We start from the raw sequence: 19,413 nt of genomic DNA, 5'->3' as shown, positions 1-19,413 counted from the left end.
TAGCTGAAAGCAAATGCCTCAGTCTTCGCGGTATCCATAGCTTGCGGGGTCAACAGGCTGCCGATACTTCGGCAGCCCGTCAACTACCAGCAGATACGACTCCATGACGAGCTCGCGCACTAGTTCGTCGCTAATCCCCGGTCCCGGCATGACAGTGATCCAGTGTTTCTTATTCATGTGGTAACCCGGAGTGATTGATTCAAAGCTTTCACAGAGTGCCCGCGCGTCCTGCGGATCAGCCTTGAGATTCACCATCCGCTTCCCGCGGACGGTTGAGATCATGAACCATTTACCGCATACTCGCGCGACCTCCCACTCCTCGTTAAAGGGATAAAGCTCGCTTGCGGGAAGCTCGAGCGCAGCGTCGACGACAGCCTTCCAGAGTTGTTCATCATCTAGGTCGGCCTTCATGCGGACCTCCATTCACTGCGTCTTTCGAGTAACAAAAAGCGGCCCACACGGGGCCGCTAGCGGAGCGGGCGACGGGAATCGAACCCGCGCTGTCAGCTTGGGAAGCTGAAGTTCTACCATTGAACTACGCCCGCGAAGCGCCGAGCACACAGCCGGTGCTACCAACGCAACTCGTTCATCATAGCGGCTCGCTTGAGTTCAGTCCAAAGCTTCCGACATAGACTATGAGCTGTGACTTCGCCCAACCCTCGCCCCGTCGTTGCTGCCGCGATCTTTGATCGCCTCCCCCACCCAAGCGCGCTTTTGTGCGCCTCGCGCTCCTATCCGGAGGATTTACGAGGCCTCTTCGAGCTCCCCGGCGGAAAGGTTGAGGAAGGCGAAGACCCCGTGCGCGGCCTCGTACGCGAAATCGACGAAGAACTGGGGTGTGCGCTGGTGGTCCACCAGCCCATCTTCTCCCCCGAGGGACCATGGTGGCCAATCCTTGCTGGACGCGTCATGGCGGTGTGGGGATGCACGCTTGCAAACCCCGACCAGCGGCTCACTCCCGGGCACTCCCACCTGGAACTGCGGTGGACCCCTCTTGATAAGGTCCTTGATCTTCCGTGGATTCCCGCAGACCTTCCCATCGTTCAAGCTGCGATTGAGCAGTACTCTTCTGCGGTTCCTTGTTGATAGGCATCGCCCACACACCCGATTTTGATTCAGACACTTCTGCTTTTTCTGTCAGAATAGATACATGCCGAAGATTATTGGGGACTCGCTAGCCGACCATCGAGAGCTCACGCGTAACCGCCTTTTCGATGCGCTCGCCAGCCTGCTCGCCGAGCAGCCTTTCGATTCAATCTCGATGTCCCAAATCGCCACGCGCGCGAAAGTTGGCCGCACAGCGGTCTACAACCACTTCCCCGACAAGGAAGTCCTCCTCCTTGAGTTCATGCGTCGCGTCACCCTGCAATTCTCACAACGCCTCGAAGAGGCAATCGCACAGCTCAACGATCCCCTGGCCCAATTGCGCATCTATATCCGCGCACACCTGGAGATGACGACCCGCTACCACCTGAATTCGACTTTTAACCTGCGCACTCAGGTTTCGCGCGAGAACTCCACGCACCTGCACGATCACGCAACAATCATCTCGACCAGGCTCCTGGAAATCCTCGGCCGATGCATGGAAAGCGGCGCGATCCCCAAACAAAATCCCCACGCACTGATCCCCCTGATCCACTCATGCTTGGCAGGCAATCGCCTCCCCGCAAATCCCCAGCAGCGCGAGGCGACGATCGCCACCGTGCAAACCTTCATTCTTCGAGGCGTCGGCGCGGATATCCCCATTACTTCCTCCGCGCAACGTCCCTCCTCGGTTGAGAACGCCTCAGAGGACGGTGCAGATGACAGAGAAACAGCCGGGGATACCGCCTACATGCGCTGCCCGGTCAGCGCATGAGCACTTGTGATCTGGCAAACTCCTATAGGATCGTGGAATAAGTGACCGGCACACGCCGTTGAGCTAAACATAACCCGGGGCGTGTGCCCCTCACCGAAAAAAGGAGTACCCACATGAGCACGATCGCGCTCACCTCGGAAAACTTCAACGAGACCATCAACTCTGACAAGATCGTGCTGGTGGATTTCTGGGCAAGCTGGTGCGGCCCCTGCCGCCAGTTCGGCCCGATCTTCGAAGCAGCCTCAGAGCGTCACGAAGATGTTGTTTTCGCCAAGGTCGATACCGATGCCAACCAGGACATCGCCGCAGCACTGGAGATCGCATCAATCCCGACCCTGATGATCTTCCGCGAAGGCGTCCTAATCTTCCGCAACTCCGGCGCAATCCCCGGAGCGGCCATTGACGACCTGGTTTCCCAGGCACAGGCCCTCAACATGGAAGAGGTCCACGCAGAGGTCGCGAAGCAGGAAGCTCAGAACGACTGACCTCACTCAGTACTGACTTCGTACGACAGATAAGTGGTGGGGACGGCCAAGCCGTCCCCACCACTTATTGCTTACCTAGGAGCGCATCCGTTCAGGCGGCACCCACGCAGTACGCGCAAGAACCCGGCTCGTTCGACATGCTCTAGCCCTGTAGCTCAGCAGCAACCAGTTCAGCCAGCTGAATTGCATTCAGAGCTGCGCCCTTGCGCAGGTTATCGCCGCTCACCACGAAAACAATTCCGCGGTTATCCGGAACGGCCTGATCCTGGCGAATACGGCCGACCAAGACATCGTCTTCACCGGCAGCCTCAAGCGGGGTCGGGACATCGACGACGCGAACTCCGGGAGCACTGTTGAGCGCGGCCACGGCCTCGTCGCGAGAAATCGAGGCGGGGAACTCGGCGTGGACGGTCATCGTGTGTGCGGTCAGGACCGGTACGCGCACGCAGGTACCACTCACAAGCAGATTGGGAGCATGCAGGATACGACGCGATTCGTTACGAAGCTTCTGCTCTTCGTCGGTCTCAAAGCTGCCATCGTCGACGATCGAGCCGGCCAAGGGCACAACATCGAAAGCGATGGGGGCAACGTAAACCTGGGGAGTACCGAAATCAACGGCATGTCCGTCGGTGGTCAGGCCCTCGAGGTTCTGATCGACGGTACCGCGAACCTGATCGAGGAGCTCACGAACACCCTTGAGTCCCGAGCCAGACACGGCCTGGTAAGAGGACACGGTCAGACGCTCAATACCGCCAGCAGCTTGCGCAAGCGGCTTAATTGCAGGCATGACGGCCATGGTCGTGCAGTTCGGGTTGGCAATGATGCCCTTGGGGCGATCGGCGATATCTGCACCGTTCACTTCGGAGACGACCAGCGGGACCTCGGGGTCCTTGCGCCATGCGGAGGAGTTGTCGACGACTACTGCGCCGGCCTCGGCAAACTTTGGCGCATACTCGCGCGAGGCCGTTGCACCCGCGGAGAAGATCGCGATGTCGATCCCGGAGAAGTCAGCGGTCGCGACGTCTTCAACGACGACCTCTGTGCCCTTCCACGGGAGTGTCGAACCCGCCGAGCGAGCGGAGGCAAAGAAACGAATCGTTTCAACCGGGAAGTTTCGCTCTTCCAGGATTGTGCGCATCACGCGACCAACCTGGCCCGTCGCACCGACAACAGCAACCGTCAAACCAGCCATTTTCAGCCTCTCTTTGTGTAAATACGCGTTCTCAGCGGCCCGTGCCAGCGTAGACAACGGCCTCGGAAACTTCGGCGTCCATGCCGAAAGCAGAGTGGACAACTGCAACCGCGCGGTCCAGGTCTTCCAATCGAGTCACGATCGACAGACGAATCTCGGAAGAAGAAATCAGATCGATGTTGATTCCCGCCTCAGACAGCGCAGCGAACAGGCGTGCGGCGACACCCGGGTTGGTGCGCATGCCAGTACCCACCAGCGAAAGCTTGCCGATGTTCGGGTTGTAGAGGACCTCTTGGAAACCGATCTCTTCCTTCGCGGCATCCAAAGCATCCAGAGCAACCTGGGCGTCGGCCTCGGGAATGGTGAAGGTGATGTTCGCGCGAGTGCGATCGCCGACGGGGATGTTCTGGACGATCATGTCAATATTGGCGCCCGCAGCAGCAATGGTCTTAAAGACCTTCGCCGCGCGACCGGGGTGGTTCGGGACGCCGGCAACAGTGATCTTGTCCTGGCCGCGGTCATGGGCAATTCCAGAAATGATGGGCTGTTCCATCTGTCCTTCTTTCGGGTCGAGGAATGCGGCCTCGGGAACCAGGCCTTTAAGTGAGGGGGACGCAGGGGTGTCGGAAATCCAGGTTCCATCTTTCTCGGAGAAAGAAGAACGCACGTGCAAGGGAACCTTGTAGCGGCGGGCAAACTCAACGGCGCGCAGGTGGAGGATCTTCGCTCCGTGAGCGGCCAGCTCCAGGGTTTCTTCGGTCGAGATGGTTCGAACGCGGTGGGCCTTTTTTACGATTCGCGGGTCTGCAGAGAAAAGGCCATCAACGTCGGTGTAGATCTCGCAGACATCAGCGTGGAGGGCAGCCGCGAGGGCGACCGCGGTCGTATCGGAGCCGCCTCGGCCCAGGGTCGTCACGTCCTCATCATCAGAAATTCCCTGGAATCCTGCGACAATCGCGACCTGTCCTTCCGAGATCACGCGGGCAATGCGCTCGGGAACCATGCCGGTGATCTGTGCGCGGCCGTATGCGGAGGTCGTGTGAATGCCTGCTTGTGCGCCGGTAAAGGCCTGTGCGGGAACTCCCAGCTCATTGATCGCCATGGACAGAAGAGACATGGAAATACGCTCACCGGCGGTGAGAAGGATGTCCATCTCGCGTTCGGGTGCATTGTCTGTAATCTGCGCGGCAGTATCTAGGAGTTCGTCAGTTGTATCGCCCATTGCGGAGACGACAACGACGAGCTTGTGTCCGGCGTTTCGAGTGTCGACGATGCGTTTTGCAACGCGTTTGATCGCTTCGACATCGGCTACGGACGAGCCTCCGTACTTTTGCACGATGAGCGCCACGAGTAGTCCTAACTGTCTGTGTTCTGGTTTCCTTCCCTAATCGTGGCGAAAGTTTGGGGTTACTGCGACTTTTGACCAACACGTGAACGTTTGTACCAATTTGTAAACGTAACTTACCGCACATACCAAGGCCTACAGGGCATGGGAGAATAGTGTGAGCGCTGCTCCCAAGAAAGGAACGCACGATGTCACACACGGTTTACGGCACTCCTGTTGTTCACGGAGTGTCCTACGCGCCGATCGTATGGACATCACGTCATCCCCTCCCCCCAACAGAGTTCACCGAGCTTCCCCCCAAAGAGCGCGCCGCATGTGCCGCACATTTGGAAGAGATCTGCCGAAGCGTCGGCGATGACCTCTTCGCCCAGTCCGAACAGGCCTACGGCGATGTCTCCGACGTGCTCATGATGACCGCTTCCCTAGCGACCGATCCCAGCTGGATTGCGGAGGCACAATCGTGGATCTATTCCGGGGTTCCTGCTCCTCAGGCGGTTGTTCGCGCGACCGAAAAGTTCACCGAGGTTTTCCGCGCTTCGGGCGGACTCATGCTCGAGCGCGTGGCGGACCTCAAGGACGTGCGCGACCTGATTCTTGCTCACTTAGCTGCTTCCTCAGGTGACGAGGCCAGCGATGCGCGCGTGCATGCGCGAAAGGTACAGGCGGCCTCGGAAAGCCCCTATATTCTCTGCGCGCGGGATTTGTCGCCCTCGGACACGGCGCATCTCAACCCCGCGCACTGCGTGGGAATCGTGACCCAGCTGGGCGGCCCCACCTCGCACACCTCGATCATCGCGCGCCAGCTGGGGATCCCCTGCATCGTGGCCGCTCGTCGCATCAACGAGATCCGCACGGGCGAGTATGTACTGATGGACGCTTTTGTGGGTTCCGTGACCACTGGCGTTCCCGAAAACGAGGCCCGCGAGGCCGTGGAGCGTGACCGCCGCCGCGCCGAGGCCACCCTCAGGTGGGCACCGCCCGCGCACACCTCAGATGATCATCCCGTGCGTTTGCTGGCAAACATTCACGACCTGGCCAGCGCGAAGGCTGCTGCCCGTTCTCCGCTTGCCGATTCGATTGGGCTTTTCCGTTCAGAAATTGCCTTCCTCAACGCACAAACCGAGCCTTCCATTGAGGAACAGACCGAGTTTTATTCGAGTATTTTCCAAGAGTTCCAGGGGTATTCGGTATGCGTGCGCACGCTGGATGCAGGCTCCGACAAGCCGCTTGCCTATGCGACGATTCCCGGCGAGGAGAACCCAGCGCTTGGCGTTCGCGGGATCCGAACCTCGGGCCCGCATCCGCAGATTCTCCAAAACCAGCTCGAGGCGATTGCTTTTGCGGCGATGCGTCAGCGTGAGACTTCGGTTTCGGTGATGGCGCCAATGGTGTCAACGGCTGCCGAGGCCAAGTGGTTTGTCTCCTCGGTTCGCCAGCTCTCCGAGCGTTTCGAGGTCGAGCTGCATGCTGGGGTCATGATTGAGGTTCCCGCGGCGGCGCTAATGATCGATTCAATCATGGAGCACGTGGACTTCGTGTCGATTGGTTCGAATGACCTCACCCAGTACACGATGGCTTCGGACCGCCTCTCACCGGACCTTGCCGAGTATTCCGATCCTTGGCAACCCGCGCCTTTGCGCTTGATTGCGCAGGTTGCGCACGCTGGCCTTACGCACGGGGTGAGCGTGAGTGTGTGTGGCGAGGCCGCGGCTGACCCGCTGCTGGCCTGCGTTTTCGCGGGTATGGGTGTGCCCGCACTGTCGATGCCGCGCTTGGCTATCCCCTCGGTGGGCGCGCAGCTTGCTCAGGTGAGCTTGGCACAGTGCCGCTTGGCTGCTGCTTCAGTTGTCGAGGCCGCTGACCCGGGCGATGCGCGCTACCGTGCGCGCACCGCGCTCGAAGTGGAGTTTTAAGAACCGTTGTCAGCGCTTTTGAGCGAAAATCGGTAACTCACTCACCGAGCGCCGGCAAGATGACTGAGAAGGTTGTCCCGTGTTCACCGGGCTTAGCTTCGCCTTCGCACACGGTATCCACGTCCACCCGGCCGCCCAAGGCCTCGGCGATCGAAGAAACGATCGACAGCCCAAGGCCAGACGATCCCTTCCCCTGACGCGAGCGCGAAGTATCGCCTCGGACGAAACGATCAAAGACGGTAGCGCGCAACTCGGGCGGGATACCCGGGCCGTCGTCGGCAACACTCATGCGCACAAACCCCGGTGCCGAGGCCCCGCCGCCGATCACCTGCACGCCAACCTTGACGCGCGTGCCCGCGGGAGTGTGGATTCGCGCGTTATTCACCAGGTTTGCAAACACCTGACGAAGTGCAGATTCATCACCCGCAATCGTGCAGGAGACGCAGTCTTCGTCCTCGTCGTCAAACTGAGGAAGGTCCAAGACCCACTCGTGATCCGGGCCCGCCGCGTGCGCATCCGAAACCGCGTCAATCGCCAGGGGGATCAGGTCGACCGGATCACTGGCGAGTTCTCGGCCCGCATCCAAGCGAGCCAATAGCAGGAGGTCTTCAACCAGACCGGACATGCGGGCAGACTCTGAGGCAATGCGCGCGAGCGCAAGCTCTTCATCCGCGCTTCCCTTCTGCAGAAGCTGCGTGTAACCCTGAATCGATGCCAAGGGAGTGCGAAGCTCGTGCGAGGCATCGGCAACGAACTGACGCAGGCGCTGCTCGGATTCGGCGCGGGCCTGAAGTGCCGTTTCAACATTGTCGATCATCGTATTCAGGGCGTAACCAACATCGCCGACCTCATCACCAGGCTGGGCGATGGAGTAATCAACGCGTTGGAAGTCCTCAACCGTTGGAGTAGCAATCAGGTCCTTGGTGCCGATGCTTCTCGCGGTCGCCGCTACCTCACCCAAGGGGAGCATTTCTCTGCGAATCCACTTGCGGCCGATGAAAGTCGCACCGGCAATCACGACCAGAGCGATGACACTTTCAAGAGCCACCAACATGATCAGCGTCGAGTTATTGGCCGCCAAAGACAGGCCGACGACCAGTGTCCGTGAGTCTGATTGACCGCACATGATCCTGAAAGAGCCAAAATTCGTCAGGCTGACATTGTGCCCATGTCCATCACAGCGCAAGGAGAGAATCTGCTGCTGAGCGGCGGTATCGAGCTCCACCACATCAAATTGCTTGACGACACCTGAAACGATCTCATCGTCGTCCTTGATGAGCTGCAACTGGCCTTCTGAAGAACCCGGGCCTCGCAAGCCACGCGGTCCGTGTTCGCCTGGCGAAGCGGAGGAACTCGGGGAATTCGACTGTGATGGACCGTGGTCATCGTCGTGATCATCCTGGTCGTCCTGTGACCCGGCCGTTGGAGGCGGGGGCGGGGGAACAGGTTGCTGCAAACTGAGCTCTGCGTTCTTTTCAAGCCTGCTGAGCATGGATTCGAGCGAACTATCGATCTTGGAAGTCATCCACGAATGCATTGCAAGCGCCGAGGCAGCAAGCATGGTGACCAACGCTAAAGCGACAGCTGCAGCAAGAAAACGACTCAGGCGAACAGTGAGAAGACGAGATCGCTTGCGCTTTGTCTGGGGAGCACTGTGCTTGGGAGCGCGCGCTTGCGATTCGGTATTCGAAGCTTGGGGGGCAGAGCTTGTCATTGGCGCTCCTAGGAGGCGGGCCTGAGGATATAACCGGCTCCCCTGACCGTATGAATCATGGGGTCACGCCCAGCGTCGATCTTCTTGCGCAAATACGAAATGTAGAGCTCGACGATGTTCGCCTGACCACCAAAATCGTAGGACCACACGCGATCGAGGATCTGTGACTTCGACAAGACAACGTTCGGGTTTTCCATGAAGTACCGCAGCAGCTCGAATTCGGTGTTCGTGAGCGTGATAGCTTCACCACCACGTGCAACATCATGCGAGTCTTCATCCAGGGTCAGGTCACCAACGGTCAGAACACGTTCAGCGGTAACCGAAGCCATTCCAGACCGGCGAAGCAGCGCATCGATTCGCGCGGTGACTTCATCCAAGTCAAAGGGCTTCGTCACATAGTCATCGGCACCGGCGCGCAGTCCGGCAACGCGATCCGCAACCGCGTCACGAGCCGTCAGGAACAGGACCGGAAGATGGGGCTTGCGCTTACGCAGGCGTTCCAAGGTTTCCATCCCGTCAAGGCCGGGCATCTGGATATCCAAGACGACGACATCGGGGTCAAAAGTATCGGCCTTATCCAAGGCTTCCCAGCCATTGGCTGCGGTCTTTGTCTCCCAGCCCTGGTGCCTCAAGGCCGATCCCAAGAGCTCAGCGAGGACGGATTCATCGTCGACGACAAGAATGCGCGCGGGCGTCCCATCGGGGCGGATGAAGTTGGATTCTGAAGTACTCACGTCAAGATCCTTTCACAGTTTCCGTCGACGTTCAGGACATATTGCGTCGGCCTTCCATTGCCCGGCCCAAGGTAATGGAATCCGCGTATTCGAGGTCACCGCCCACGGGTAGCCCCATGGCCAGACGCGTTGTTGTCACGCCAATAGTGGACAGGGTTCTGGCCAGATACGAGGCCGTCGCTTCCCCTTCGATATTCGGGTTCGTTGCAATGATGATTTCCTGAACGACACCGTCAGAGAGACGCCCCAAGAGCTGGCGAATCCTGAGTTGATCAGGGCCAATTCCGTGGATCGGGTCAATGGCTCCACCCAGCACGTGATAGCGCCCGCGGAAAACCCGAGAGTTCTCAATCGCCTGAATATCCTTCGGTTCCTGCACGACGCAGATAATGCTGGGATCGCGGCGCGGATCGCGGCAAATCGAGCATTCATCGTCTTCGGTGAGATTCCCACACACCGAGCAATGCTTGACCTGGTTTCGCACCGCGTTGATCGCGGTGGTCAAGCGCTCGACGTCCTCAGGTTCGGCCTCGAGAAGATGCAAAGCCATGCGTTGTGCGCTCTTTGGCCCAACCCCGGGAAGCTGGCCAAGTTCATCAATGAGATCTTGAAGAGCTCCTTCGTACACGCGTCACCACCCTCCCTGGTCGTCAGCCTTCTGTTCAATGATGGTTCCGCCCAGAATATCCAAAACCGCGGGAATCCCGAAGAGATTCGACTCGGACATGTCCTCATCATCGATGCTGGCACTGTCGTCTTCTGCAGCGGACACAGTGGGCGCTTCGAAGGGTTCATCCTCCGTTTCCGGCGAGGCCTCTTCTGCGTCGCTCTCGTCCGTTTCCTCTCGCGCACTCACTGCAGCAAAGCGCTGCGAGGGCAAGGGAGTTACCTCTGCAAAAGCAGGAACCTGGGGCGCCGATTCTTCTTCTTCGGGATCAAAACTGGGCGGCTGAATGACCGCCTCACTCCATCCCGCGGTCGGCTCGAAAGACTCTGATTCGTCTTCGTCGTCTTCAGGCTGGTCGAGTGCACTGTCCTGAGAAGCCGCTGGCTTTGACGTTGGCTGTGACACGTGCTGCGAGGCAGCAGGCGCTTCGAATTCTGCGTCGCCGTCTTCATCGGTGTCTTCGCCGGGATCAAAAGGGGGCGGCTCCTGGGTGCGCCAATCGTAAGACGCGGGCGACTGCGGGTCATAGGGCTGCGTTGCGTCAATCGGCTGAGCTGGAACACGCAATCCCTGCGTGGGCGCGTTTTCCGGGGACTCCGGAGGCGTTGCAACCTGCCAAACGGGGGCTTCCTGCGGGGCCTCGGCGCGATGCTCAGCTTCGGGGCGCTGCCCACCACGCTGGGGTACCGACTGCTGGCCAGCTCCCTGCGTGGGCGGCGTAGCTGCGGCATGCGCGTTGGCTGAAGGCGTTGAAACCGCCGGGCCACCACCTGCTTGTCCAACCTGTGCACTGACATTCAGGCGAATACCGAGGACATCATAAATTGTTTCTTCAACGATTTGGGCTTTGCCGCCATTGGTGAAGCTGGCAACCATTCCCTGACTGGGGAAGAGCAGTACCAATTGATCCCCATCAACGGCACCCAATTGCCCATTTTGCGAGAGCAAACTCCACACAACCCTGCTGTGGGTCGCGAGGCGTTCAACGACATCGCCCCAACGCTGGCGGATGAGGTCAGCACCTGCAGCTGCTCCAGCAGAGCGGCTCGGGGCCGGCGCGGGAGTAGCAGCGGGGGTGGGAGTAGAGGCCTGTGCGGGGGCCTCGGGCTGATTCGAATCATGCTTGGGCGAGCGCTGCTGGGGAACCGGAGCATGCTGTTCGGCCTGACGCTGCGCTGCCTGAGGCGCAGGGCCGTCTCCCCCACGCTGCGCCGGCTGAGCGACTTCCCAGCCACCGGAAGAAGCAGGGGATTCCGCGCGAGCTTCGGGAACGGACTGGGGCTGAATCTGAGTCTGCGGCTGATCCTGAGGAGCGCCCTGCTCCCCACTCTTTTCGGCCTTCTTTCGAGCCAAGGCCTCACGCGCTTGGCGAGCACCAAAAGAACCCGCACCCGCAGGCTTTTCTGCAGGCGCCCCTCCCCCAACGAGGCCAACTCCGCCAGAAAGCGGACCAGAGCCTCCACCAGGCTGCCCTTGCGCGGAAGCAACGTATCCGGCATCAGAGTGTGCGCTTGGGGCGGGTACCAAGATTCGGCCGATCAAGAGTTCAAGTTGAAGCCTGGGCGAGGTTGCACCCGTCATAGAACGCAAAGCCTGATCGGTCAGATCAGCGGCGCGCGAGAGCGCCTGGGTACCCCAGTTCTTTGCCTGGATGCTCATGCGTTCAAATTGATCGTGTGGGGTGCCAACCAGAACATCACTGGCGCCGTCACCCGCAACGGCGATGATCAGCAGGTCGCGTAGACGTTGGAGGAAATCCTCAACAAAACGACGCGGATCATGACCCGAGGACACCATTTTTTCAATGACGCGATACGCTGCGCTTCCATCACCACCGGCAAGAGCATCAACGCTCTCATCCAAAAGCGCGGTATCCGTGTAACCAAGCAGTGCAACTGCGGTCTTATACGCGATTTCACCCTCGATAGCGCCGGCCATGAGCTGATCCAGCACGGATAGCGAGTCACGTACAGAACCGCCACCAGCGCGAATAACCAGAGGCAAAACACCTTCACCGACGCGGATGTTCTCCTCATCGCACAGGGTATGCAGATAGGGCTCCAAGATATCCGGTGGTACCAGGCGGAAAGGATAGTGATGCGTGCGGGAACGAATGGTTCCGATCACGCGTTCGGGTTCGGTCGTTGCGAAGATGAACTTCACGTGCTCGGGCGGCTCTTCCACGAGCTTAAGCAGAGCATTGAAGCCCTGGGGGCTGACCATGTGGGCTTCATCGATGATGAAGACCTTGTAGCGGTCACGCACCGGTGCAAAAGTAGCGCGCTCACGTAGGTCACGCGCATCATCCACACCACCGTGGGAGGCGGCGTCGATTTCGACAACATCAAGCGAACCCGGGCCACCAGTTGCCAGTTCACGACAGGACTCACACTGGCCGCAGGGAGTGTCCGTTGGGCCTTCAGCGCAGTTCAGGCAGCGCGCCAAAATACGCGCAGAGGTTGTCTTGCCACACCCACGAGGGCCAGAAAACAAGTACGCATGATTCACCCTGTGGGCGCGAAGAGCCGCACGAAGAGGTTCGGTCACGTGTTCCTGACCGATGACCTGTTCGAAGGTATCGGGCCTGTACCGGCGATAAAGAGCTGTCGTCACACTTGAACTTTACGGCCCCGCGCGCTCATTTGCGTCCTGTTTTCGCCCCAAGCCGCAAGAACACCGCAAAAATCATAAAAGTGGAGGCCCAAGTAGTTTCCCACTTGGACCTCCACCGACTCACGTCTATGCCACCGACTCAGCGGCGACAACGCGCATTAGGAGATGCGGCCTCGGCGACGGAGTGCAAGGAGCGCACCACCGGCAATCATTGCGGCAACACCCCAGCCCAGGACCCCGGACTCAGCGCCGGTACGCGCCAACTTCGAGGGCACAGCCTTCGGGTTCGGCTGCTTAGCGGGCTGCGGAGCCGGAGGAACTTCCTTCTCCATGTATCCGAAGTCAACGTTCTCAACGGTCGGGTTCGACTCACCAAGCTCGATCAGCTCGGACTGAGAATCCTTGAGCGTATCGGGATCAAGAGTGACCTCGAGGCCGTTCAAGACACCGGTCGTATCAACCTTCACGCGGTACTTGCCATCGGGCAGGTGCGAGAACTTGTACGCGCCGTTGGAATCCGTGGTGGTGGTCTCCACGACGTTTCCGTTCTCATCAAGCAAGGTCACCTTGACCGAGGGGAAGCCGGGATCGCTGGGATCCTTGACGCCGTTGCGGGCCTCGTCACGGAAGATCGTGCCGCTGATCGAGTTGTTCTCGATGTAACCGAAGTTCACACCGCTTTGAGTGCGGTTCGCGTTGTTCAGGGAGATCGTTCCAGAGGTCGAATCCGCGACGCCGTCGGGATCCTCAGTCTGGTCCAGGCCCTTGAGCGTTCCGGTCGTATCAACCTTGACGCGGTAGTCACCGGCGGGCAGCTTGGAGAAGCTGTAGGCGCCGTTGGCATCCGTCGTCGTTGTCGCCACAACATTGCCCGTCGAATCCAGCAGGTTCACAGTGACACCCGCGTAGGGATTCTCGGTGGAATCATGGGAGGCACTGCGGTTTCCATCGCGGTAAATCGTGCCGGAGAGCGAGTAATCCGGAACGTAACCGAAATTAACGCCTTCCTTCACGCTCTGGGTCGGATCCAGGGTAATGGGCTCGGAGGCATTGTCCTTCGTACCATCCGGGTCCTCGGTCTGCTCGGTATCCGCAAGGGCGCCGTCCTTGACAACCTTCACCGAGTAGGTGCCATCGGCCAGGTGCTCGAAGGAGTAGCTGCCATCCGCGCCGGTCTGAGTCGTCGCAATGACGTTGCCGTTTTCATCCAGCAGCTGAACGGTCTGGCCTTCGTAGCCCTCTTCGCCGGAGTTCAGGGAAGAGGAACGGTTATCGTCGCGGTAGACCGAACCCTTGATGATGTTGTTCGGGTTGTATCCGAAGTTCACACCGGTCTGGGTCGGGTTGTCCGCACCGATTGAAATCTTCCCCGAGGCGTTGTCCTTGGTTCCATCCGGGTCCTCAGTCTGGTCCATATCCTTGATGGCGCCATCCTTGACGACCTTCACGGTGTAGTCACCGGCAGGCAGCTTGGAGAAGGAGTAGTTTCCGTCAGCGTCGGTCGTCGTCGTTGCAACGATGTTGCCCGAGGCATCAACCAGGTTGACGGTGACCCCCTGGAAGACAGTTTCGCTTGCGTCCTTGGATTCGGAGCGGTTCGAATCGCGGTAGATGTTACCGGCGATCGAGTAGTCCGGAACGTAACCGAAGTTCACGCCAGACTTCTTCGGGGTGGCCTCGCTCAGAGTGATCTTTTCCGAGGCGTTGTCCTTAGTTCCGTCCGGATCCTCAGTCTGCTCGGTATCCGTGAGCGCACCATCCTTCACAACCTTGATGGAGTAGTCGCCATCGGGCAGGTTGGAGAAGGAGTAGTGGCCATTGGCATCGGTCGTCACGGTCGAGATAACGGTGCCGTCCTTATCCAGCAGCTGAACGGTGACTCCGGTGTAGCCCGGCTCGTTGCCGTTCTGGCTACCGTTGCGCGAGTCATCGCGGTAGACGCTTCCCTCAATAGTGTTGTTGGAAACGTAACCGAAGTTGATGTTCTCGTGGATCGGATCCTCAAGCTTGAGCGTGTACACGCCAGAGGTATTGTCCGCGGTTCCATCCGGATCCTCGGTCTGAACCAGATCAGCCAACGCTCCATCCTTGACGACGCGAAGCTTGTAGTCGCCCGCTTCCAAGTTCTGGAACTTGTAGGCGCCCTGCGCATCGGTGGTCGTGGTGGCCACAACGTTACCTGTCGAGTTCAGCAGTTCGACAGTCACGCCCTGGTAGAGCTTCTCGCCAGCATCCAGCGCCTCGGAGCGATTGCCATCGCGGTAGACCGTGCCCTTGAGGGTGTAGTTGGTTGCGAAGCCGAAATCGACCTTGTCCTTGGAGGGGCTGGCGTTGTTCAGGGTGAACTGTGCAGTCGAGTTCTGGGTCTGCTCCAGCTTCTTGAGCAGGTCAGACTGCTCAACCTCCACAGAGTACTTTCCTGCAGGAAGCTTGCCGAAGGAGTAAGAACCATCGGCCGCAGTCGTGGTGGTGGCGGCGATGTTTCCATCCTTATCCAGCAGGTTGACGGTGATCCCGCCGAATCCCTGCTCGCCCGTACCCATCGACGAGTTACGGTCCTTGTCGTAGTAGACCGAACCAGTCACGGTGTAGTTCTTTGCGTAACCGAAGTTCACATCGGCGACATCCGGATCATTACGCGTGAAGGTAATGGGGTTGGACTGCGAGTTTGCCGCACCGCTGGGATCTTCGGTCTGCTCGAAGCCAGCGAGCTTGCCCGTCGTATCCACCTTGACCGTGTAAGTACCGTCCAGCAGGCCGGGGAAGTTGTAATTTCCCGAGGCGTCAGTGGTGGTGGTTGCGACAACGTTGCCCGAGCCGTCGACTAGGGTGACAGTCACGCCGGAGAGGTTGATGTCATCCCCGTTCTTCGTCTTATCGCGGTTTTCATCCTGGTAGATGTTGCCCGAGATCGCATGCTTCTTCACGTAACCGAAGTTCACGTTCTCACGAACGGGGTTGTCCGCGTTGAGTGTGATTGCACCGGAGGCATTGTCCTTCGTGCCATCAGGGTCTTCGGTCTGAGTCAGGTTGGCGAGATCGCCATCCTTGACGACCTTCACCGTGTAGGTGCCTGCGCCAAGCTTAGCGAAGGAGTAATTACCATCCGCGTCAGTCGTGGTGGTGGCAACAACTGCTCCGGCTGCGTCCACGAGGTTCACGGTCACACCGTTGAAGCCCTCTTCACCGGCGGTGTAGGACGAGGAGTCATTCTTATCGAAGTACACCTTGCCTGCGAGGCGATGCTTGACGGTGATCGACGTGCTTGCCTTGTTGTTGTTCAGGTTGACGTCGTAGGGAGGCAGGTCCTTGAATTCGACGTTGTTGGTGATGGTCTTGCCATCGGTTCCGTCATTCAAGCGAACTGTCACGTACAGCGAGGCGTGGCTTCCCGCGGTCAGGTCGCCAATGGTCCACACTCCGCTATTCACGTCGTAAGTGCCGGCCGCAGCACCGGCCTCGCACGCATCCGGGGTACCCGACACGTAGCCGGTGGGACACATGAAGGATTCGGACTTCACGAAGGTGACGCCGTCAGGCAGCTTCTCCGAAACCTTGGTGTTCGCGGACAGGCCCTGACCCGTGTTTGCGGCGTCGACACGGAAGGTCACTTCATCGCCGGGCGAGAGAGCCGAGGCATCGGAAGTAACGCTCTTGTTGAGTGCCACGTCGAAGGCCGAGGCGATGGCGACCTTGAAGGGTTCGCTGGGGAAGACCGCCTGGTTCGAGGAAGCCTGGGTTGCTGCGATTGCAACCGATTCGTAGGCCACACCATTGGCGTTATCGGGAGCCTTAATCGGGACGATCAGGGGGATCGATGCGCCACCCTCGATCGGGGTGGTCTTGCCGTTGATGTAGATGCGGTAAGACTTAACGTCGCTCCACGAAGCCGGGTTCGAGGTCCAGTTGTTATCGCATCCAGCAGGTCCGTCAGCCTTGGCCTTTCCGCGTTCCATGACCTCACCACGGCAAGGGTTGTACGAGGTCGAGTACTCGATGCTGACCTGAGAGGGGTCAATTCCATCTCCGGCTTGGACTTGGATCGGTCCGGTCATGATGGGTGCCCACTCGGAACCACGGCTTGCACTGGTGCGAACTGCCGTGTCGCCGACGTGCGGCAGGGTGCCGTAGACGGTCATATCCGACAGGTTGGCGTTACCGGTGTTGGTCGGGGTGATGCGGAAGGTGCCGTTTTCACCCTGACGGATCAGTGAGGTGCCGTCGTTGTACTTCATGTACACCGAGCCGGGGACTGAGCCGAGGCTCTCAAGAACAACGCCTGCTGCAGCCAGCTCGTTGACGCTCATGCCTGAGGTTACGGGACAGACCTTATCGGTGACAGAGCCATTGGCATTGATGTCGTAGATATCGGTGGTGCCCGAGTAGAAGCAGGGATCAGCGTTCTGGTATTCGCGCTCTGCAGGGGAGATGAATGCCTGGTTCGTGTAGGTTCCGGGCTTCATCTTGTTGGTGACGAGGCCTCGCAAGGTGACGCCTGTAGCGTCAACACCCTTGAAGCCGGGCCACGTAACGGTCACCAATTGGCGCGAGCATCCGCTTGCGTCCGTGACCCAACGCGAGGAGTCGACGGTTGCGTTGAAGCCTCGTGGTCCACCCGCAACCGAGTTCTCGACATAGGTCATGCCACAGGGAAGGAGGTCGGCAATGATCGGCTGAGCCGGTGCAGACATCGTCCGGTTGTTGGCAATGATGGAGAAGGTCACTTCCTGGCCCGGAGCTGCTTGAGAGTTCGCAATGGTCGACTTTGCGTTGTAGTACGAGGGACGCGAGGTCTCAAGCAGGAGGATGTCACAGAGGTTATCCGCCGGAATACCAATGGACTGAGTCCCGTCTTCGGACTTCATCGACAGGTCGGTCACACAGTTCTGAACGCGAACCCACGAGGGATCTGTTCCGGCCTTCCATGCATTTGAATTCGTGTCGGCACGAACGTAGTCGGCCCCGGCTTCAGTCGTGGGCGTCTTTGCGTTGATCTGGCCCTGGACGATGAAACGTCCGTTTTCCGAGGGGTTCAGGGTCTGCTTGTAGTGGAACTTCGTGATGTATTCGTCTGTTGCCAGGACAGTTGAATCGAACTTCTTCGAGGCGGTAAGCGTTTGAGTGCCCGTATTGCCCTTATTGGTCCAGTAGGTGAATTCGACCGGAGAAGTCGTGTTGAGTTCTGCCCCGCGAGCAAACATCAGAGGGTTCGCACAGTCGGTTGATCCATCAGTTGGCGAGGTCAGTGCGCAGCTGAGGTAGTCGGTGTATTCAAGAACAATCGGCATGTTTGAGGTGTTGCTGTACCAGTAGAGCCACATGCCGTTTTGACCGCGCTTGAACTGTTGCAGGGCATTCTTGGAGAAGGTACCGCCATAGGTGACCCTGTCGGCAAAGTCGTGCGAGACCGAGGAATTAGCGGCTGCGGTCTTCGTGGGATCACCGTAGGGGCTACCCGTAACGGTTGCGGTATTGGTAACCGTCGTATCTGCGCAGGTCGTCGGGTAGTTGAGCGTGACGTTGATTGTCAGAGTCACGACATTCGGAACCATTGTTCCCAGATCCCAAGTAAGGGAGTGTGTCGCTGCATCGTAGGTCGGTTCTGCTCCAGTGAACTCAGATCCATCAGTTGAGCCCTGGGAAGTTGCGCTGACGTAGACAGCACAGCTCGGCAGTTTATCGACCAGCTTGGTGTTGACAACCGCGAGCTTGCCGCGGTTCGGACCAAGCGTTCCGGAGGTAATCGTGGGTGTCAAGGAATAGGTAACGTTGCTACCCTTCGGACCGATCGCGGTGGGCTTCTTCTTTGTCAGAGCAAGAGTAGTTTCCGCGTGGTTAGTAACCTTCGTATCGTCGGTCACCGTCGTATCTGCCGAAGTAAATGAAACCTCGGGCGACACTGTCGACTGATCAGGTGTGTAGCTGTTCGGCATTTCGAAGGTGATGACAGCTTGGTAGGAGTTACCCGCGGGAATACGTCCCATGTTGTAGGTAACGTAAGCGTCGGTGGTAGCTGTTCCCCGAGTGATATTCGCGCTCACCGCAGGCGTTCCCGAAGCAGCAGTTGCTGCAAGGTTTGCTGCAACTGCCTTATCGACGGCATCGCCCGCCTGGTTCACAGCATGGGGAATGCGCACCTTAATCACGGAGTCCACGCAGTCCTCGGTCACTGAAGTACACGACCATGAGACGGTGTACTTCTGGGTATCGCCGGAATTGTAGGAAGTCTTTTCCGGGGTAATGCTGACGTTGAGGACGGGAGTTGCGGCGCGGCTGGGGTTATTTCCCAGTCCAAAAACCACGAGGGTTGCGACGATCAAGACTGACAACATCTGACCGGCGCGGCGCCAGATAGAGCGCGAACCGACGTTATGCACTGTGTTCTCCTGTTGAAGGTAGAGATGGATCAGGTCGATTCTATTTGTAATAAGGTGACACGTATATACGGATTCACATTTGTATCGACAAGTAACTAGTGACCTGCGCAAATGCCCGGATGTTGAGGGCGAAGAAATTTGCTCTCCAGCTGGAAAAATGATGAGTTTTTCGAGGTCTCAAAAATAGGTCGCTACGTAACCACATGTGCGTAGTTACACAGGATAAATCCCGCCATTTTGGCGCCCAAATACAAAAGAACCCCCCGCGTACCCGGCAGCGCACCCTTATCCTTGCTGCATTCCTGCCCTGGGGAGGTTCGGATGATACCGTCACACGGAGGATCCGGGAACAGTCTACACGGAGCAGAGCTTTCGCGGCGACCCGTGGTAATGAATACAATCTTCCTCCCGCTTCCCCTAGCCCTCCAAGCCACATATTTGGCCAGCTCACCCACTCGATATAAACTTGAATCGAATGAGCGCATCCCCATCACCGCGTTTGAACATATAGGTAG

The 19,413-nt window shown here is 58.7% G+C and carries 12 protein-coding genes, 1 tRNA gene and 1 other RNA gene; 4 read left to right on the top strand and 10 right to left on the bottom strand.

Translation table 11 applies throughout. The features are described from left to right. Positions 1 to 18: 18 nt before the first annotated feature. Together HMPREF1627_RS03410 and HMPREF1627_RS03405 are read right to left on the bottom strand one after the other, a co-directional pair. Positions 19 to 411 (bottom strand): MmcQ/YjbR family DNA-binding protein, encoded by a 393-nt coding sequence (locus HMPREF1627_RS03410; RefSeq protein WP_034501117.1) that lies wholly within the window; start codon positions 409 to 411, stop codon positions 19 to 21. A 63-nt stretch (positions 412 to 474) separates the two neighbouring features. Next, positions 475 to 545 (bottom strand) — tRNA-Gly (locus tag HMPREF1627_RS03405). A gap of 97 nt (positions 546 to 642) precedes the next feature. Here HMPREF1627_RS03405 and HMPREF1627_RS03400 point away from each other — a divergent pair. From HMPREF1627_RS03400 to trxA, 3 genes are all read left to right on the top strand, one after another. Beyond that, positions 643 to 1,086, top strand: a complete 444-nt coding sequence (locus tag HMPREF1627_RS03400; protein ID WP_034501116.1) for a (deoxy)nucleoside triphosphate pyrophosphohydrolase — start codon at positions 643 to 645, stop codon at positions 1,084 to 1,086. Between the two features lie 64 nt (positions 1,087 to 1,150). Further along, positions 1,151 to 1,858, top strand: a complete 708-nt coding sequence (locus HMPREF1627_RS03395) for a TetR/AcrR family transcriptional regulator (RefSeq protein ID WP_034501115.1) — start codon at positions 1,151 to 1,153, stop codon at positions 1,856 to 1,858. 83 nt (positions 1,859 to 1,941) lie between these two features. Beyond that, the gene (gene trxA, locus HMPREF1627_RS03390; protein ID WP_267958468.1) at positions 1,942 to 2,343 is read left to right on the top strand and encodes a thioredoxin; all 402 of its coding nucleotides are present in this window, start codon (positions 1,942 to 1,944) and stop codon (positions 2,341 to 2,343) included. Positions 2,344 to 2,485: 142 nt separating this feature from the next. Here the strand turns inward: trxA and HMPREF1627_RS03385 are convergent, their stop codons facing one another. Next, positions 2,486 to 3,535: an aspartate-semialdehyde dehydrogenase gene (locus HMPREF1627_RS03385; RefSeq protein ID WP_034501113.1), complete on the bottom strand. Its 1,050-nt coding sequence runs from the start codon at positions 3,533 to 3,535 to the stop codon at positions 2,486 to 2,488. A 31-nt stretch (positions 3,536 to 3,566) separates the two neighbouring features. Next, the gene (locus HMPREF1627_RS03380) at positions 3,567 to 4,883 is read right to left on the bottom strand and encodes an aspartate kinase (protein ID WP_034501112.1); all 1,317 of its coding nucleotides are present in this window, start codon (positions 4,881 to 4,883) and stop codon (positions 3,567 to 3,569) included. Positions 4,884 to 5,068: 185 nt separating this feature from the next. Between HMPREF1627_RS03380 and HMPREF1627_RS03375 the strand changes: the two genes are divergently transcribed. After that, complete coding sequence (locus HMPREF1627_RS03375; protein ID WP_034501110.1) at positions 5,069 to 6,793, top strand: phosphoenolpyruvate--protein phosphotransferase; 1,725 nt, start codon at positions 5,069 to 5,071, stop codon at positions 6,791 to 6,793. A 37-nt stretch (positions 6,794 to 6,830) separates the two neighbouring features. Here the strand turns inward: HMPREF1627_RS03375 and HMPREF1627_RS03370 are convergent, their stop codons facing one another. The 6 genes from HMPREF1627_RS03370 to ffs form a co-directional block, all read right to left on the bottom strand. Then, on the bottom strand, positions 6,831 to 8,507 hold the full coding sequence (locus tag HMPREF1627_RS03370; protein WP_034501108.1) for a sensor histidine kinase: 1,677 nt from the start codon (positions 8,505 to 8,507) through the stop codon (positions 6,831 to 6,833). 8 nt (positions 8,508 to 8,515) lie between these two features. Further along, a complete protein-coding gene (locus HMPREF1627_RS03365) occupies positions 8,516 to 9,241 on the bottom strand; it encodes a response regulator transcription factor (protein ID WP_034501107.1) in 726 nt (241 codons plus the stop codon). Positions 9,242 to 9,272: 31 nt separating this feature from the next. Continuing rightward, entirely contained in the window at positions 9,273 to 9,869 is a 597-nt protein-coding gene (gene recR, locus HMPREF1627_RS03360) for a recombination mediator RecR (RefSeq protein WP_034501106.1), read from the bottom strand. Between the two features lie 3 nt (positions 9,870 to 9,872). Further along, positions 9,873 to 12,521, bottom strand: coding sequence for a DNA polymerase III subunit gamma and tau (locus HMPREF1627_RS03355; protein WP_034501105.1), 2,649 nt, complete (start codon positions 12,519 to 12,521; stop codon positions 9,873 to 9,875). Positions 12,522 to 12,679: 158 nt separating this feature from the next. Beyond that, on the bottom strand, positions 12,680 to 18,898 hold the full coding sequence (locus HMPREF1627_RS03350) for an MSCRAMM family protein (RefSeq protein ID WP_052040815.1): 6,219 nt from the start codon (positions 18,896 to 18,898) through the stop codon (positions 12,680 to 12,682). 250 nt (positions 18,899 to 19,148) lie between these two features. After that, an RNA gene (gene ffs / locus HMPREF1627_RS10145) (signal recognition particle sRNA small type) lies at positions 19,149 to 19,246 on the bottom strand. Positions 19,247 to 19,413 lie beyond the last annotated feature (167 nt).

Source organism: Actinomyces sp. S6-Spd3 (assembly GCF_000758755.1).
GTDB lineage: Bacteria > Actinomycetota > Actinomycetes > Actinomycetales > Actinomycetaceae > Pauljensenia.
The sequence above is the reverse complement of the archived record's forward strand: the minus strand, read 5'-3'. Positions and strand labels throughout refer to the sequence as shown.

Bases quoted from the DNA above. Each gene is read 5' to 3' on its own strand.
- HMPREF1627_RS03410 (WP_034501117.1), bottom strand. From the start codon at position 411: ATGAAGGCCGACCTAGATGATGAACAACTCTGGAAGGCTGTCGTCGAC.
- HMPREF1627_RS03395 (WP_034501115.1), top strand. From the start codon at position 1,151: ATGCCGAAGATTATTGGGGACTCGCTAGCCGACCATCGAGAGCTCACG.
- HMPREF1627_RS03385 (WP_034501113.1), bottom strand. From the start codon at position 3,535: ATGGCTGGTTTGACGGTTGCTGTTGTCGGTGCGACGGGCCAGGTTGGT.
- HMPREF1627_RS03375 (WP_034501110.1), top strand. From the start codon at position 5,069: ATGTCACACACGGTTTACGGCACTCCTGTTGTTCACGGAGTGTCCTAC.
- HMPREF1627_RS03370 (WP_034501108.1), bottom strand. From the start codon at position 8,507: ATGACAAGCTCTGCCCCCCAAGCTTCGAATACCGAATCGCAAGCGCGC.